Raw genomic sequence first — 16,628 nt, 5'->3', positions numbered from 1 at the left:
GCCACCGAAGGTAGGTGGGTGGCGACTCTACGTCAAGACATCAGCAGTGCTGCGAGGATCCCTGCGGTGAGGACCAGGACGGTGGTGATCGCGAAGCGGCGGCCGCGGGCGCGGCGGCGGGCGATGGCGGACCGGTCGGGGCGGGTCGTGCACGGCTCGAAGCCGAGTTCGTCGGACGGTGCGAGTGCGCTGCCGAGGCGGGCGAGGAACGACCGGCGCTCCGCCTGCCGGGTTGCTTCCTCGACGACCCGGCGGCGCATGAACTCCCGGAGCCTGGTCGCCGGGACCCTGACATCCGGCGCCACGATCAGGCTCGACGGGAGCACCAGATCCCTCGGCAGCACGAGCCCCGGCGGGAGCGCCCGCTGGACGACGGCATGCGCGGCCGCCACCCGCCTCGCCCGGCTGATCGCAGGCGGGAGGATCAGGTAAGCGAGGTGGACGAGCGACCGGTAGTCGTCGAGCAGCAACGCCTCGATCAGCGGCTCTTCCCGGGTGGGACCCTGAACCGGTCCCGGGACGATCGGGCTCTCGACCGTGGCGGACATGCAACTCCTAGAAACTCGGCGTACCTGAGAACCAACGAACGAATCACTGACCGGTCACGGAACGGTCGGCTAGTCTCCGTCACATGAGCACTGATGACGGGGTTGCTGGACAGTGGGGCGGAGTCGACGTGCACTTCGGTGAGGAGGGCGGACGGCTCACGTACGGGAGCTACCTGCGTCTGACCGAGTTGCTCGACCAGCAGCGGCTGGAGTCGGACCCGCCGGCGCACGACGAGCTGCTGTTCATCACGATCCACCAGGTGTACGAGCTGTGGTTCAAGCAGATCCTGCACGAGCTGACCGCGTCCCGGGACGCGATGCTCGCCGGGGAGCACTGGCTGGCCGAGCACCTGCTGCGGCGGGTGCACACGATCGAGCGCGTGCTGACGCAGCAGGTCGACATTCTCGAGACGATGACGCCGCAGGACTTCGGTGAGTTCCGGCACCGGTTGTCGCCGGCGTCCGGGTTCCAGTCCGTGCAGTTCCGGGAGATCGAGTTCCTCTCCGGCGCGAAGGATCCGTCCTTCGTACGCCGTTTCCGCGGGCTGACCGCGGTTGAGCAGGACCGGTTGCGGCGCCGGCTGGAGGAGCCGACGCTCTGGGACGCGTACCTCGACGTACTGCGGAAGGGCGGCTTCGACACCGACTCCGAGGACGCCATCCGCGACGCCCTGCGCAAGATCGCCGGCGACCGCTCGCACTACGCCGCCATCTGGGAACTCGCCGAGGCGCTGGTCCAGCACGACGAACTGGCCGCGGCGTGGCGCGCGCGACACGTGGTCATGGTCGAGCGCATGATCGGCACCAAACCGGGCACCGGAGGCTCCTCCGGCGCCACCTACCTGCGCAGCCGCCTCGACCTCCGCTACTACCCCCTCCTCTGGAACCTCCGCAGCAACCTCTGACCCTCTCCGGAACAGATCGCCTGTGGTTCCGGACCGCCCTGGCAGATGGGAGCCAAGTGGTGAAGCTCTATTCCGATCTACGGGGTCAGCGGTTCCGGCAGGTTGTTGGTGATCTGATGCTGGCGGCGTGGGTTTGGGCCTGTGTCGAGTTGGGCTTGCTTGTCTACCGGGTGACCGACGCGCTCGGGGCGCCGGGGCGGAAGGCGGCTGAGGCGGGGGACGGGCTTGCGGGGGATCTGCGGCGGTTGTCCGAGCCGATCGGGAAGGTGCCGGCGGTGGGTGACCAGTTGCGGTCGCCGATCGACGGGGCGGCCGGTGCCGCGGGGAAGCTGGCGCAGGCGGGGCGGGACCAGGCGCATGCGGTGGAACAGCTGGCGTACGTGCTCGCGGCCGTCACGATCGGGTTGCCGGTGCTGTTCGCCGTACTGATCTGGGTGCCGCGGCGGATCCGCTTCGCGCGCCGGGCGGGCGCGGCGCAGCGGTTCATCGACAACGCGGCGGACCTGGACCTGTTCGCGCTCCGGGCGATGGCGAACCAGCCGATGCACAAACTCGCGAAGATCTCCGACGACCCGGTCGCCGCCTGGCGCGACGGCGACCGCGAGGTCGTCACCGCCCTGGCCACCCTCGAACTCCGCGCCACCGGCCTGAAGCCGCCCCGGACCTCCAGCACTCAGTAACCTTCCCCGACACCCGGTTAACCCGGCCCGCCGAGCGTGGCCGAGGGAGCAGGCGCGAGGTTGATGAGTGGCTGACGTTCGCTTAACCCCGGCTTGAGGCTCGCGGGCAGGGGCGGCGGTTAGGCTCAACAGCATGGCGCGGGTGCTGCTGGTCGAGGACGATGACGCGATTCGGTTGTCGTTGGGGAAGTCCCTGACGGCGGCCGGGCATGTGGTCTCGGCGGTCGCGGCCGGCGCCGACGGGGTCGCAGCGGTCGCGCGGGAGCGGCCGGAGGTTCTGCTGCTCGATCTCGGACTGCCCGACCTCGACGGCCGGGACGTGCTCGCGATGGTTCGGGCGGTCAGCGATGTGCCGGTGATCGTGGCGACGGCGCGGGACGACGACGCCAGCGTCGTACGGCTGCTCGACGCGGGCGCGGACGACTACGTGATCAAGCCGTTCAGCGCGGCGCAGATGGATGCGCGGATTCGCGCCGTACTGCGGCGGCTCGGGCACGACTCGCAAGAGGAGTCGACGGTCGAGGTCGGCGGGCTGCGGATCGATCCGCGCAGCCGGGAGGTGACGGTGGACGGCTCGCCGGTCGACCTGACCCGGAAGGAGTTCGACCTGCTGCTGGCGTTGTCGCGTCGGCCCGGAGCCGTGGTGACGAAGCGGGAACTGCTCGCGGAGGTATGGGGGCTGCCGTGGGGCGGCGGTGACCGGACTGTCGACGTCCATCTGTCGTGGTTGCGCCGGAAGCTCGGCGAGACGGCGGCCGCGCCGCGGTTCCTGCACAGTGTTCGCGGCGTCGGGATCAAGCTCGCGGTGGACGGCTGAGCATGCGCCGTCGGATCCTGCTGCTGTCGGTGGGCATGACCACGTTGGTCGTGCTCGCATTCGCCGTACCGTTGGTGATTCTGCTGCGCAGTACTACGGCCAACGAGTCCAAGGACAAGGCGCGGTACCTGGCGGAGAGCGTCGCGTACTACGTCGGCGACAAGAACCACACGAACGACGACATCACGGCGTACCTCGACGGCCTGACGGACCATCCGGGCCGGATCTCGGTGCGGATGCCGGACGGTACGACACTGGGCGATCCGCCGCCCGGTGGGGTGCCGACCCCCAAGAACATGCCCGCCGGGTACGGCGACGGTGACCGTGACGACAAGGGCCCGCCGAAGATCGGCGACGCCGACTACCGCGACATCGGCGGCGGTCTCGCGGTGGACGTCAGCGTCGGTACGCCGCACGGCGCGGCCTCCGTCTGCCTCTACCTCACCGGCGACGAGCTGTACGACGGTGTGGTGCCGAGGATCCTGATCCTCGTCGGCGGGAGTCTGGTCGTGCTGCTGCTCAGCATCGCCGGCGCCGAACTGGTGTCGCGTCGGCTCGCGCGCCCGTTGGAGGAGACGGCGAGTACGGCGGAACGTCTGGCCCGCGGCGACATGGACGCCCGCGCCCCGACGACCGGACCGGCCGAGGTCGCGAAGGTCGGCTCCGCGCTGAACGGTCTCGCGGACCGGATCGACGAGGTGATCGCGGTCGAACGCGAGGCGGTCGCGGACCTGTCGCACCGCCTGCGTACGCCGTTGACCGCGCTGCGTCTGCAGGTCGAGGCGCTGCCGGACCGGGAGAGCGCCGAGGAGCTGAACACCCAGGTCAACAGCCTCGAACGGACACTGACCGCGGTGATCAGTGCTGCTCGGCGACCCCAGCGCGAGGGCCGCGTTCCGCACTCGGACGCGGTCGAGGTGACGCGTCAGCGGGCCGCGTTCTGGGAGCCGCTGTTCGAGGACCAGGGCCGCGAGCTCGCGCTGGACCTGCCGAACGTGCCCGCGGCGGTGCGCTCCTCCGGCGAGGACCTCGGCGCGGCACTCGACGCACTCGTGGAGAACGTCGTAGCGCACACCCCCGACGGGACACCCGCGCGGATCACACTGACCCGCACGGACGGCGTCGTACGGATAGTTGTCGCCGACAACGGTCCCGGCATTCCCCTGGGCGCCGGCGAACGCGGCCGCAGCGACCGCGGCTCCACCGGTCTGGGCCTGGACATAGCCCGCCGCTGCGCCGAAGCCGCCGGTGGCACGCTGACCCTCCACCGCAACGAAGTCGTCCTGACTCTCAGAGCTGCTACTGAACCAAACCTTTGAGGACAGACAGTGCGCGCTCTAGGTGCGGGGCTTCGTCGTCGGCTCGGGTGGCGGCTGCCAGGTCGATGGTTGGTGAGCCGGTGAGTGGGCGATAGGTGACGCCTGGGACCAGGAGTTCGGCTACGGGCGCGGGCACGATCGCGATGCCGAGTCCGGCGGCGACGAACGTCACCAACGTTGACGTTTCCGCGACCTCGTGCCGGACTCGCGGTTCGAATCCGGCCTCTCGGCAGCGGGCGAGGACGGTGTCGTGCATCACCGACCGCCCGCCACCGGCATGGATCACGAAGTCTTCGTCTGCCAGCTCCTCGAGCCGCACCCGCCGTCGGCCGGCCAGCCGATGCCCGTCGGGTACGGCGACGATCAGCGGATCGGCCCGCAGTACTTCGACCCGCAGTGATTCGTCCTCGACCGGCGGCCGCAGCAGCCCTAGGTCGATCCGCCCGTCCGCGAGGGCCTGCGCCTGATCGGGTGCGAGCATCTCGCCCTGTACGGCGACCTCGAGGTCGGGAAGCTCCTCGCGCAACGTCCGGACCAGTTGCGGCAGCAGGCTGTACGTCGCCGAGCCGACGCACCCGATCACCAGCCGCCCCTGCAGCCCGGCCGCGACCCGCTGCGCCTCACCCGCCGCGGACGAGACCGCCGCGAGGATCTGCCGCGCCCGCACCAGGTAGGACTCGCCCGCGGGCGTGAGCTCCACGCGTCGCGTCGTACGGCGGAGCAGCTGCAGGCCCAGCTCGCTCTCCAACTGGCGGATCTGCTGCGACAGCGGCGGCTGCGCCATGTGCAGGCGGGCCGCGGCGCGACCGAAGTGCCGTTCCTCGGCGACGGCGACGAAGTACCGCAGGTGCCGGAGCTCCATGCCATTCATACTCGCAGAGTCTTTATTCAGCGTAAATGAGTATTTCTCCATATCGGTTCGACCGGCCTACCGTCGAGAGCATGAACGACGTGGTGATCTGCGAACCGATCCGTACGCCGGTGGGCCGTTTCGGCGGCGTCCTGTCCGCGCTGTCCGCGGCCGACCTCGCCACCGTCGCTCTCACCGAGCTGGTACGGCGAACCGGTCTGGGCGAAGGTGATGTCGACGACGTCGTTCTCGGCCAGTGCTACCCGAACGGCGAGGCGCCCGCCATCGGCCGGATCGCTGCCCTCGACGCGGGCCTCGGCGTCGGCGTACCGGGTGTCCAGGTGGACCGCCGGTGCGGCTCTGGATTGCAGGCCGTGCTGTATGCCGCGGGCATGGTCGCGACGGGCGCGGCCCGTGTGGTGGTTGCCGGAGGCACCGAATCGATGTCGCAGGTCGAGCACTACGCCCTCGGCCTGCGCACCGGCATCCGCGGCAACGTGGAGCTGAACGACCGCCTGATCCGCGCTCGCGAGACCGCGGGCGGGAAATATCACCCGGTGCCGGGCGGCATGCTCGAGACAGCCGAGAACGTACGGCGGGAGTACGGCATCTCGCGGCAGGAGCAGGACGAGTTCGCGCTCCGCTCGCACCAGCGGGCCGTCGCCGCGCAAACCGATGGCCGCTTCGCCGACGAACTGATTCCGGTGGAGGTCCCCAAGCGCGGCCTGATCACCGCGGACGAGCATCCCCGGCCTGACACCTCACTCGAGGGTCTCGCCGCTCTTCGGCCCGTCATGCTCGAGGACGACCCGGAAGCGACCGTGACCGCCGGCAACGCGAGCGGGCAGAACGACGGCGCCGCGGTCTGCGTCGTCACCACTCGCCACGAGGCCGAACGGCGTGGTCTGCGTCCGCTGGTGAGGCTGAAGTCCTGGGCTGTCGCCGGGGTCGGACCCGAGGTGATGGGGATCGGCCCGGTCCCGGCGGTCGCCGCCGCGCTCGCCCGCGCCGAGCTGACCCTCGACGACCTCGACCTGATCGAGCTCAACGAAGCGTTCGCCGCCCAGGCGCTCGCCTGCCTGCGCGAATGGAAGATCGATCCGCTCGACGATCGCCTGAACCCGAACGGCTCCGGCATCTCCCTGGGTCACCCGCTCGGTGCGACCGGCGCCCGCATCCTCGCCACGCTGTCCTACGAACTCCACCGCCGCTCAGGCCGCTACGCCCTGGAGACGCTGTGCATCGGCGGCGGCCAGGGCATCGCGGCCGTCTTCGAAGCAGTCCTATGACCGCACCGGACCACCTTCTGGAGGGAGGCTCATGAGTCTCGACAAGGTCGTCGCCACGCCGGCTGCGGCAGTCGCGGACATCGCGGACGGTTCGAGTCTGGCAGTCGGCGGGTTCGGACTGGCCGGGATTCCGTGGTTCCTGATCGAGGCGTTGCTCGAGCAGGGCGCGAGCGATCTGACCGTGGTGTCGAACAACTGCGGCGTCGACGGTGCGGGCCTGGGTCTGCTGCTCGAACGCGGGCGGATCAGCCGGGTGATCGCGTCGTACGTCGGGGAGAACAAGGAGTTCGCGCGTCAGTACCTCGCGGGGGAGTTGACGCTCGAGCTGACGCCGCAGGGCACGCTCGCCGAGCGCTTGCGCGCGGGCGGGTCCGGGATCGGGGCGTTCTTCACCCCGACCGGTGTCGGCACGTTGGTCTCGGAGGGCGGGTTGCCGTGGCGGTACGCGCCGGACGGTACGGTCGCGGTCGCCTCACCCGCGAAGGAGGTGCGGACGATCCAGGGCCGGGACATGGTGCTGGAGGAGGCGATCGTCACCGATGTCGCGCTGATCCGCGCCGCGGTCGCCGACCGGTCCGGCAACTGCGTGTTCCACGCGGCCGCCCGGAACTTCAACCCGGTCGCCGCGATGGCCGGCCGGCTGACGATCGTCGAGGCCGAGCGCGTCGTGGACGTCGGCGACCTCGCCCCGGACGCGATCCACCTCCCAGGCGTCTTCGTACGCCACGTCGTACCGCTGACGCCGGAGCAGGCCGCGCAGAAGCGGATCGAGAAACGCACGACCCGGGGCGCATGAGATGCCCTGGAGCCGTGACGAGATGGCCGCGCGAGCGGCCGCCGAGCTGACTGACGGCGAGTACGTGAACCTCGGTATCGGACTGCCGACCCTCGTCCCCAACCACCTGCCGCCCGCATCGTCCGTCACGTTGCATGCAGAGAACGGGATTCTCGGCGTCGGCCCGTTTCCGTACGACGACGAGGTCGACCCGGACCTGATCGACGCCGGCAAGCAGACCGTCACCGTCGTCCCCGGGGCGTCGTACTTCGACTCGGCGACCAGCTTCGCGATGATCCGCAGCGGCCACCTCGACGTCGCGATCCTCGGCGGGATGCAGGTCTCGGCGTACGGCGACCTCGCGAACTGGCTCGTCCCCGGCGCCATGGTGAAGGGCATGGGCGGCGCCATGGACCTCGTCAGCGGCGCCCGCCGCGTGATCGTCCTGATGGAACACCGCACCCGCCAGGGCGCCCCCAAACTGCTCACGTCCTGCACTCTTCCGCTGACCGGCCGCGGGGTGGTCCAACGAGTCATCACCGACCTGGCCGTCCTGGACGTTGCCAACGGCACCTTCAACCTCGTAGAACTGGCCCCCGCCGTAACCCTCCCCGACCTCCGATCCGCCACCGCAGCCCCCATCACCTGGTGACTCCGCCGTCCCGTCCGAGGTCCGCGGGTCGAGCACGGGTCGCGGACCTGGCATGGTTGCAGCTCGCTGCAAGTTCGTCGTCAAACGGTCGTTGGCTCGGCCCGCGCGGCGGCACGCTGCTCGTCGCCGCCGACCACGACGAGCAGTCCGCCTACCAGTTCGCAATGAGCCACGCGAACGGTAGGGCGACCGCGATCACGTCGTACGGCAGGATTCCGCCCCTTCTCCTGTCGAAGCGCCACAACTGAGCACGTTCAGTTCGTTTCCCACGGTCACCGAATGCACGCTGACGTCCGGTATTCAGCCCGAGCGCCCGGTCTGTCCGGCACCAGGCTTCCATTGTGGGCCCAACCGTTCCAGACTGGCGGACAGTTGCACCTGGTCATCATCCTGAGGGGGCGAGATGACCAAGATTCTTGTGATCGACGACGAGCCCGATCTCGTCCGCTTCGTGCGGCGCGCGCTCGAGGCCGAGGGTTATCAGGTCCTGACCTCGACCAACGGCCTGGAGGGTCTCCGGCTCGCGCTGGACCAACACCCGGCGCTGATCGTGCTCGACCTGGCGATGCCCGGTATGCACGGTGAGGCCGTGCTCTCCGCCTTGGTGACCCAGGATCCGTCGTACCGGGTCCTGATCCTGTCGGCCACGGCGGACGTTCAGCTCCGGATCGCCTGCCTGGAGCAGGGAGCGGTCGACTTCGTCGCGAAGCCGTTCGCGGTCCGGGAGCTGATCGCCCGGGCCCGGGGCAGGCTGGGTGAGGACGCCGCGAACCGGCGGAAGAACCGGCTCCGGGTCGGAGACATCGTGCTGGACCTGGAGGCCCGCCAGCTTGTGGTCGACGGTCGGCCGACACTGCTGGCGAAGCGCGAGTTCCTGCTGCTTCGCCACCTGATGACCAACCCAGATGCCGTGTGCTCGCGGCAGGAACTGCTGTCGGAGGTCTGGGGGTACGACTTCGACCCGTCGACGAACGTCGTCGACGTCTGTGTCGGCCGGCTCCGGTCGAAGGTGGGACCGGATCTCATCCTGACGGTTCGCAACGTCGGCTATCAGCTCCAAAGTGCCTGACCTACCGGTGTCCCGGGCCCTCGGCGTCCGGCCCCGACAGCCGGGCGGGCTGGTTACCGACGTCGCGGTGGCCGTGTTCATCGTGTTGATGGTGGGGCTCATGATCGCCCTGCCCGGTCATGAGAGCGGGCCGTACCACGTCCTGTTCCTCGGACTCGCGGTCGCCTACGGCTTCCGGATCTGGCCGGTGGTGCCCACGGTCGCGGTCACCGTCGTGATCACCGTGATCAGTGGCTGGGTGATCATCGCCCGTACGTCCGAGGGCGTGTTGGCTCCCGCCGAGCTCGCCGAAGTCCCGCTGTTACCCCTCGTGGTGCTGGTCATGGTGTGGCATGCCCGCCGCCGGGCCGCGGCTGTCGAAGAGCTGGAGCGGATGGCCGCGGGTCAACTCGAGGCGGTCGACCGCGAACTCGAATTCTTCCGCGAGGCATCGCACGCGATCCGGACACCCGTGACGATCGCGCGCGGTCATCTGGAGCTGGTGGTGGGGCAGGCTCTGGACAGCGAAACCCGGTCGGACGTGTACGTCGCCCTGCGACAGCTCGGGCGGATGTCGGCACTGGCCAACCGTCTCCTCGCGTGCGCGCGACTCGACGCCGGCGAGGCCCTGACCAAGCAGCCGGTCGATCTCGGCGAGCTCGTCGGTGAGATCGCCGTCAACTGGTCGGCCGCAGCCGAGCGGGACTGGCGGATCGACAGCGCACCCACAGGCCTGATCATGATGGATCCGGAGTGGATCGCGATGGCGGTCGACGCACTCGTCGAGAACGCGGTACACCACACCCCCGACGGAGCCGCGATCACCGTGCGCTGTGGGTGGACGGGCAGTCGCCGGTGCACGGTCGCGGTCATCGACTCGGGACCGGGCGTCGCAGCCGAGGACCTGCCTCATGTGTTCGACCGATTCTGGCATCGGTTGCCACCGTCCGGCCGGATGGGTACCGGGCTCGGCCTGTCCATGGCCAGGTCGGTGACGACGGCTCACGGCGGTGACCTGTCCGTGCGGAACGGGCCCGATGGCGGTGCGATCTTCGAGCTGACTCTCCCGGCAGGCAGGCCGCTGTCAACCTGACTGCTCGATGACGTCGGCGTCATGTTCCTTGCCTTCCCAGGACGCTCGGCGCAACCTGCTGGGGGGAGCCACGCTGCGTACGCCGCGATACGAATCCGGAAGCAGCCCCCACAGGCTCCGGAGCCGGGAGGTCCCGGCCGTCGGCACCCCCTCGCCGAGGCCGTCTCACGACCAGCCCGGACCGGCGTACGCAGTCTGCTCTCATCCTGCGGACGGGCGGAGGATACGTCGATTGTGTGATGTGCCCGCGGCCGTACCGGTCCACGCTGAGAGGCATGAGGCGCATCGGGAGAGTTTCGGCCGCCCTCGTGGTGAGCGGCGTCCTGCTCGCGAGTCCGCTCGTCGCGCGCGGTGCCACGACGACGCTGTACGTCGACGGGTCCGTGTCCGCGTGCTCGGACACCGGCCCGGGCACGGCGTCGGCGCCGTACTGCACGGTCGTCAAGGGTGTCAGCAAGCTCGCGGCCGGCGACACGCTCTACATCGGGGACGGGACCTACGCCGAGACGATCAAGCCGATCGTCTCCGGCACGGCGGCCGCCCCGATCACGATCACCTCGTGGCCCGGCCGCCATCCGGTCCTGAACCCCACCAGTTACGGCGCGAACATCTCGTCCCGCGGGTACATCACCGTCTCGGGCCTCACCTTCAGCGGCACCAGGTACGACGGCGTCTACGTCTCCAACAGCAACAACATCACCGTCACCGGCAACTCGGTGACGGGTGCGGGGCACCAGGTGTCGGGCCAGACCGCGCCGGGGATCAGCGTTCGCGGATCCAGCCAGTCCGTTGTCAGCAGCAACGACGTGCACCACAACAACGGCACCGGCATCCTGGTCACCTCCGGCTCCACCGGGATCCTGATCGCCGGCAACTCCGCCGGCTTCAACGCCGAGGGGTACCGGCGCAACGCCAACGGAATCAACGTGGTCAGTCCCGGCAACACCGTGCTCCGCAACGTCACCCACGACAACGAGGACTCCGGCATCCAGTTCTACACCGGCGGCAACGACAACCTGGCCGCGCTGAACGTCACGTACAACAACGGCGACCACGGCATCGACAACCTCAACGTCACCGGTGGCCGGCTGATCGGCAACACGGTCTACCGCAACTGCACGTCGGGGATCAACGTCGAGGGTACGTCCGGCGGCTACCAGGTCATCGACAACGTCGCGGTGGACAACGCTGTCTATCCGGCCTACGACGGCATCGCCTGCGCCCGGCGTGCCGGCAACATCGGCATCTGGGACTCGGCCCCGTCGAGTACGGTGGTGGACCACAACCTGGTCTGGTTGACCACGAGCGGCAAGATGTACGCGTTCGGCTCGACGTACACCTCCTTGGCCGCCATGCAGGCGGCGACCCAACAGGAGGCCCATGGCGTGCAGGCCGATCCCCGGTTCGTCGCCCCGGCCTCGTGGGACCTGCGACTGCTGGCCGGTTCGGCCGCGATCGACCGCGGCGATTCCGGTGTCTCCGGTGCGCAGACCGCCGACTTCGAGGGACTGCCACGCGCTGACGACCCGGCGACCAGCAACGCGTTCGCCGAAGGGCCGCGACAGTACGACGACCTGGGCGCGTACGAATATCAGCCCTGACATCGAGTCACGATCCGTGATCGATCACCGTCCGAGACCGGTGGACACAAGATGACGTGAAAATGACCGAATCATGACGGATGGGCGAAAACCCCCACAATCACGCTGGTCAGGCCTCTACTGGTGTCCTGGACCGAGACGTGAGTGCCCGGAGGCTTGACCAGGAGAGTGCGGGCGAACGTAACAGTCCGTGGTCATACAGATGCTTGGCACGGGGACTGCGATGGGCGCCGGCTCGGACGGGACCTGAGGGGGGTCACCAATGGGCGTCATCAATGCGCCATGGGACAAGAACGGGCTGTCGGCCGACGACGCGCCGCTGGTGCGGCTCTGCCACGACCTGCGGCAGTACGTCGCGGCAGGTCTGCTGCTGTCCGAACAGTCGTCCGCGACGATCGACGAGGCCGCGGTGCTGGGCAGGATGAGTCTGATCCGCCAGCAGTTCGCCGCGATCGCCGAGCTGCTGGAGGTCGAGCAGGACGCTCGCCGGATCGGCGGGGTGAACCTGAGCCGGCTCGCGGGCGAGTGCGCGGACGTCGTCCGCGTGACCCACCGGGCGGCGGTGATCTTCGAGCGCCCCGCGCGCGTGACAGTGGTCGGTGACCAGGCCCTGCTGCGCCGGGCGATCGGGAATCTGCTCGACAACGCCTGCCGCGCGGCAGGTGGCGCGGGCACGGTTCAGGTTCACGTGGACATCGTCGACGGCGAGGCCTGGGTCGAGGTCTCCGACGACGGTCCCGGGTTCGGTGATGTTGCCTCGGGCACCGGTCTCGGTCTGCGGGTGGTCGCCGAGGCCGTGCGTGCGTGCGCGGGCCGGATGGAGATCCGCAGTACACCTGGCGCCGGGACGACGGTCCGGATCTGCCTGCCTGCCGGCCACCGCCCGGTGAGGTCGGCATGAGGCTGGCGATCTGTGACGAGCAATGGCTGTTCGCCTCGGTCCTCGCGGCGGCACTCGGCGGTCGTGGTCACGACGTCGTACTCGTGACCGACGATGCGGCCGAGTTGCTCGACTCCGTCGCTCGGTCCCGGGTGGAGCTGGCCGTGATCGACTTCCTCGGAGGGCCGTTGACGACCGCACAGGTCTGCCGGCGTCTGAAGGGATTGCAGCCCGCACCTCGTGTCGTTCTGCTGGTGGACTCGCGTGATGACGAGGCCTGGGACACCTACGACAGTGGTCGCGCGGACGGACTGGTCAACAAGGCCTGCGGGCTGCACACGCTCACCGCTGCGATCGGAGCCGTGGGCCGCGGGTCGAGGGTCTCCGAAGGCTGGCTGGTCGGAGGTCAGCGCAGGCAGCACACCCTCGTCGAGACGCTGACGACCAGAGAACTGGAGGTCTTGCACCTGGTGGTGCGGGGGCTGTCGACCCAGCAGATCGCGGAGCGGCTCGGTGTCAGCCGGCACACCATCCGGACGCACGTTCAGCAGGTCCTGCGCAAACTCGACGTCCATGGACGCGGAAAACTCGCCCGGGCTGCTGTCGCCGCTGGACTGGTCGACGTCGGAGAGCTGGCCACGGGTGACCACCGGTGACCGGCGAAGGTGGTGTCGCCGTCGTGCTGGTCGACGACCACCGTGTCTTCACCGAGGCGCTCGCGAGTCTGCTCGAGACCGAGCCGGGCATCAGCCGGGTCAGTCGGGCCGCGACGCTCGACGGTGCCAGGGCCTTGCTCGGCACGGATCGGCCCGACCTCGTGTTGCTCGATCTGGCCTTGGCGGAGGAGTCCGGGTACGAGCTGCTCGGCGAGCTCGGTGACAGACCGGATTCGCCGCCTGTGATGGTGCTGTCGGGCAGCACCGAAGCACGGTTGATCGTCCGCGCGCTGGAGGCCGGCGCGCGCGGCTGGCTGACGAAGACCACCCCATGGAGTGCTCTGGTCGCGGCGATCTGGCAGGTCGTCGAAGGGCACATGTACCTGACGCCTTCGACGTTGGAACCCGTGCTCACGCATCTCCTGACGGACCTGCATCGGCAGCGCGCCGCAGCCGATTTCCTGGACCAATTGACGCCCCGCGAGCTCGATGTGCTGCGCTGCCTGGTGTCCGGCATGACGCGGGGCGAGGTCGCCCAGCACCTGTTCGTCTCCACCAACACCGTGCGGACCCACATCCAGAGTCTGCTGCGCCGTTCGGGGCAGCACTCGGCGCTCGCACTCGTCGCCTTTGCCCGCTCACTGGGAGTGGCCGGTATCGACGAGACGGAAGAGTCCGAAATTCTTCGCCCGCCCGGATCACCCTCTTGACGTAGCCGTTCTCGTCTCGTCGTCGGGCGCGGGCAGCGGTAACGGCCCGTAACGTCGGTGGAAATCAGCGGCCCAGTCGGGCGCACTGAGGGGGCAATCGGGATGACCACCCGGATCAATGCAGTGCCGCACGCCGTACCGGCCGAAGAGGCCGCCGTACCGTTCGCGGACTGCCACATCAGCACCGAGGCACAGACGGCCGCACTGCGTGTTCTGCGGTCCGGTTGGGTGACCACCGGCCGCGAGGTGGCCGCCTTCGAGAGCGAGTTCGCGACCTCGGTCGGCGCCGAGTGCGCGGTTGCCGTCTCGTCCTGCACCCAGGGCATCGAACTCGCGCTGCGGTCTCTCGGTCTGCCGCCGGGATCGCTGGTGCTGAGCTCGACGATGACTTTCTGCGGCGCTGTCCAGGCGATCGTCCACGCCGGCCTGCAGCCCGTTCTGGTCGACGTGGACCCGGTGACCGGCATGCCTACGCGATCGACCGTGCGCAACGCTGTCCGGTCCTTCGGCCCGCCCGCCGCGATGACGCTGGTGCACTGGGCCGGTGACCTCGCCGACGTACCGGGGCTGGCAGACGCTGCCGAGCTGCCGCTGGACCGCGTGGTGGTGGACGCGGCGCACGCCCTCGGAACGTACGCCGGAAGTACGCCGATCGGCTCGGGCTGCGGTGCTACCTGCTTCAGCTTCTACGCCACCAAGAACCTTCCGCTCGGTGAGGGCGGCATAGTCACCACGGACGACCCGGCACGAGCGGAGTGGTTGCGGAAGGCGCGGCTGCACGGCATGACGGCCGACGCGTGGCGGAGGTACCTGCCTGGCGGAGGCTGGCGCTACAACGTCGCGGAGGCCGGCCTGAAGGCCAACATGACCGACCTCCAGGCGGCAATGGGACGGGCGCAGTTGGCCCACCTCCCGTCCTGGCAGCGCCGGCGCGCGCAGATCGCGGCGCGCTACGACGACCAGCTCGCCGGCCTCCCCGGCGTCCGGCTGCCGCACCGACCGGATCCGGGCACCGGCACCCACGCGTGGCACCTCTACCCGATCCGGGTGCAGCTGAACGGTGGGATCGATCGCGACGAGGTCATCGCCTGCCTGTCCGAACGTGCGATCGGTACGTCGGTCCATTTCATCCCCGTCCATCGTCTGGCCTACTTCAGCCAGGCCGCGCTGATCCCGTCGATGGGGCTGCCCGGCGCGGACGTGCTGTTCGAACAGCTGCTGTCGCTGCCGATCTACCCACGGCTGACCGATCGGCAGATCGACGCGGTCTGTACGGCGATCGCCGACCTCGCACACCAGGGACTCACCGGAAAGGGAACGGAATGACTCAGCCTGTGCTGCTACGTCAGAGCGAGCGGACCCTGCTGCGGGCCATCGTGGTCGGGGCCGGCGAGGCCGGGCTTGCGCTGGCCCGCGACCTGCACCGGGTCAGCTCGTTCGGCCTGGATCCGGTCGGCTTCCTGGACGACGACCCGGCCAAGCAAGGCCGGCGGTACGGCGGACGTCAGGTCCTCGGCACCCTGGCCGATCTCGAGCAGGTGCTCGAGTGGAAACAGGTTGACGTCGTCGTAGTCGCCATTCCGTCGATGCCGTCGCACGAAGTGAAGCAGCTCGGTCTGCGAGCCGCCGGCCAGGGCGTCACGGTGCTGCACCTGCCGCCGTTCCTGTCGGCGCTGCAGCGCCAGATCGCGGGGACCGACATGCGCGCACTCCAGGTCGGGCCGCTGATCGGCCGGTCAGAAATGCACGTCGTCAGCCGGCACGCGCGGGACGCCATCGCCGGCAAACGGGTCCTGGTCACCGGTGCCGGAGGATCGATCGGCAGCGAGCTGTGCCGCCAGGTCCATGGGTTCGGGCCGGCCGAGCTGATCATGCTGGACCACGACGAGTCCAATCTGCACCGCACCCAGCTCGAGCTGTGGGGTGAGGCCCTGCTGGACACCGAGAACACAGTGGTCGCCGACATCCGGGACACGGAGCGGCTGTTCCAGCTGTTCCGTGACTACCGGCCGCAGATCGTCTTCCATGCGGCGGCGCTGAAACACCTCCCGGTCCTGGAACGCCATCCGTGTGAAGGCGTGAAGTCCAACGTCCGTGGTACGGAGAACCTGGTCGAGGCCGCTGTGGCCCACGACGTGGAGCGGTTCGTGCTGATCTCGACCGACAAGGCCGCCAACCCGGCATCGGTGCTTGGGGCAACCAAGCGGCTGGCCGAGCTGGTGCTGGACGCGCATCAACCGACGCGCACGGTGCTGACCGCGGTGCGGTTCGGCAACGTGCTGGGCAGCCGTGGTTCGCTGCTGCATGTGGTCCGGGACCAGCTGGCCAGCGGCTCGCCGGTGACCGTCACTCATCCGGATGTGAGCCGGTTCTTCATGACCATCGAGGAGGCGGTCGGGCTGGTCCTCGAGGCGGTGCGGATGTCCGACGGCTCCGCGACGTACGTGCTGGACATGGGTGAGCCGGTACGGATCGTCGATCTGGTGCGCAACTTCGCGACGCTGCTGAACATCCGCGAGGTGGACTTCAAGTACACCGGGCTGCGTCCCGGGGAGAAGCTCACCGAGGAGCTGTTCGGAGCGGGCGAGGAGGCACTGCCGACCGAGCATCCGCGGATCTCGATGACCCGGCCGCCGTGCACCGTGCCCGGATTCCGGGCCGGGCTGCGGGAACTGTACGACGCTGCGGCGCACAACCGGTCCGACGAGGTCTTCCGGCATCTGCGCCACCTCGTCCCGGAGTACAGCCCGGCGCCGGGCCTGGTGCGTGCGGGATCGCCGTACCCGGACGACTACTGATCCGCAC

At 69.3% G+C, this 16,628-nt stretch carries 18 protein-coding genes; 16 read left to right on the top strand and 2 right to left on the bottom strand.

The genetic code is table 11. The features are described 5' to 3' along the window. Positions 1-32: 32 nt before the first annotated feature. Complete coding sequence (locus EV647_RS01935) at positions 33-548, bottom strand: hypothetical protein (protein WP_133997457.1); 516 nt, start codon at positions 546-548, stop codon at positions 33-35. Positions 549-631: 83 nt separating this feature from the next. On the opposite strand from EV647_RS01935, the gene EV647_RS01930 reads away from it, so the two are divergent. The 4 genes from EV647_RS01930 to EV647_RS01915 all read left to right on the top strand — a co-directional run bounded on the left by EV647_RS01930 (position 632) and on the right by EV647_RS01915 (position 4,269). Next, positions 632-1,453, top strand: coding sequence for a tryptophan 2,3-dioxygenase (locus tag EV647_RS01930; protein ID WP_133997454.1), 822 nt, complete (start codon positions 632-634; stop codon positions 1,451-1,453). A gap of 59 nt (positions 1,454-1,512) precedes the next feature. Continuing rightward, entirely contained in the window at positions 1,513-2,133 is a 621-nt protein-coding gene (locus tag EV647_RS01925; protein WP_133997451.1) for a hypothetical protein, read from the top strand. A gap of 133 nt (positions 2,134-2,266) precedes the next feature. Continuing rightward, entirely contained in the window at positions 2,267-2,950 is a 684-nt protein-coding gene (locus EV647_RS01920; RefSeq protein WP_133997448.1) for a response regulator transcription factor, read from the top strand. A 2-nt stretch (positions 2,951-2,952) separates the two neighbouring features. After that, positions 2,953-4,269 (top strand): HAMP domain-containing sensor histidine kinase, encoded by a 1,317-nt coding sequence (locus tag EV647_RS01915; protein WP_133997443.1) that lies wholly within the window; start codon positions 2,953-2,955, stop codon positions 4,267-4,269. Here EV647_RS01915 and EV647_RS01910 read toward each other — a convergent pair. Continuing rightward, positions 4,250-5,140 carry a LysR family transcriptional regulator gene (locus EV647_RS01910; protein ID WP_238176969.1) on the bottom strand — a complete coding sequence of 297 codons (891 nt, stop codon included), beginning with the start codon at positions 5,138-5,140 and terminating at the stop codon, positions 4,250-4,252. The two genes, EV647_RS01915 and EV647_RS01910, sit on opposite strands and share 20 nt — an antisense overlap. 71 nt (positions 5,141-5,211) lie before the next feature. On the opposite strand from EV647_RS01910, the gene EV647_RS01905 reads away from it, so the two are divergent. The 12 genes from EV647_RS01905 to EV647_RS01850 all read left to right on the top strand — a co-directional run bounded on the left by EV647_RS01905 (position 5,212) and on the right by EV647_RS01850 (position 16,621). Next, entirely contained in the window at positions 5,212-6,408 is a 1,197-nt protein-coding gene (locus EV647_RS01905; protein ID WP_166680187.1) for an acetyl-CoA C-acetyltransferase, read from the top strand. Positions 6,409-6,439: 31 nt separating this feature from the next. Further along, positions 6,440-7,204 (top strand): CoA transferase subunit A, encoded by a 765-nt coding sequence (locus EV647_RS01900; protein ID WP_133997434.1) that lies wholly within the window; start codon positions 6,440-6,442, stop codon positions 7,202-7,204. Between the two features lies 1 nt (position 7,205). Further along, positions 7,206-7,835: a CoA transferase subunit B gene (locus EV647_RS01895; protein ID WP_133997431.1), complete on the top strand. Its 630-nt coding sequence runs from the start codon at positions 7,206-7,208 to the stop codon at positions 7,833-7,835. A gap of 56 nt (positions 7,836-7,891) precedes the next feature. After that, the gene (locus EV647_RS01890) at positions 7,892-8,083 is read left to right on the top strand and encodes a hypothetical protein (protein WP_133997427.1); all 192 of its coding nucleotides are present in this window, start codon (positions 7,892-7,894) and stop codon (positions 8,081-8,083) included. A 155-nt stretch (positions 8,084-8,238) separates the two neighbouring features. Next, positions 8,239-8,904, top strand: coding sequence for a response regulator transcription factor (locus EV647_RS01885; RefSeq protein WP_133997424.1), 666 nt, complete (start codon positions 8,239-8,241; stop codon positions 8,902-8,904). Further along, a complete protein-coding gene (locus tag EV647_RS01880; protein WP_133997421.1) occupies positions 8,897-9,976 on the top strand; it encodes a HAMP domain-containing sensor histidine kinase in 1,080 nt (359 codons plus the stop codon). Before EV647_RS01885 ends, EV647_RS01880 begins: the two co-directional genes overlap by 8 nt. Positions 9,977-10,251: 275 nt before the next feature. Continuing rightward, positions 10,252-11,577 carry a right-handed parallel beta-helix repeat-containing protein gene (locus tag EV647_RS01875; RefSeq protein ID WP_133997418.1) on the top strand — a complete coding sequence of 442 codons (1,326 nt, stop codon included), beginning with the start codon at positions 10,252-10,254 and terminating at the stop codon, positions 11,575-11,577. A 262-nt stretch (positions 11,578-11,839) separates the two neighbouring features. After that, positions 11,840-12,478, top strand: a complete 639-nt coding sequence (locus EV647_RS01870; RefSeq protein WP_133997415.1) for a sensor histidine kinase KdpD — start codon at positions 11,840-11,842, stop codon at positions 12,476-12,478. Next, positions 12,475-13,113 carry a response regulator transcription factor gene (locus EV647_RS41830; protein WP_166679863.1) on the top strand — a complete coding sequence of 213 codons (639 nt, stop codon included), beginning with the start codon at positions 12,475-12,477 and terminating at the stop codon, positions 13,111-13,113. Before EV647_RS01870 ends, EV647_RS41830 begins: the two co-directional genes overlap by 4 nt. Further along, positions 13,110-13,823, top strand: a complete 714-nt coding sequence (locus EV647_RS01860; RefSeq protein ID WP_133997412.1) for a response regulator transcription factor — start codon at positions 13,110-13,112, stop codon at positions 13,821-13,823. The genes EV647_RS41830 and EV647_RS01860 overlap by 4 nt, the downstream gene beginning before the upstream one ends. A 102-nt stretch (positions 13,824-13,925) precedes the next feature. After that, entirely contained in the window at positions 13,926-15,149 is a 1,224-nt protein-coding gene (locus EV647_RS01855; RefSeq protein WP_133997409.1) for a DegT/DnrJ/EryC1/StrS aminotransferase family protein, read from the top strand. Next, on the top strand, positions 15,146-16,621 hold the full coding sequence (locus EV647_RS01850) for a polysaccharide biosynthesis protein (RefSeq protein WP_238175279.1): 1,476 nt from the start codon (positions 15,146-15,148) through the stop codon (positions 16,619-16,621). The genes EV647_RS01855 and EV647_RS01850 overlap by 4 nt, the downstream gene beginning before the upstream one ends. Positions 16,622-16,628 lie beyond the last annotated feature (7 nt).

Origin of the sequence: Kribbella sp. VKM Ac-2566 (genome assembly GCF_004366005.1) — a bacterium.
Lineage (GTDB): Bacteria > Actinomycetota > Actinomycetes > Propionibacteriales > Kribbellaceae > Kribbella > Kribbella pratensis.
This window is presented reverse-complemented; position numbering and strand designations above follow the sequence as displayed.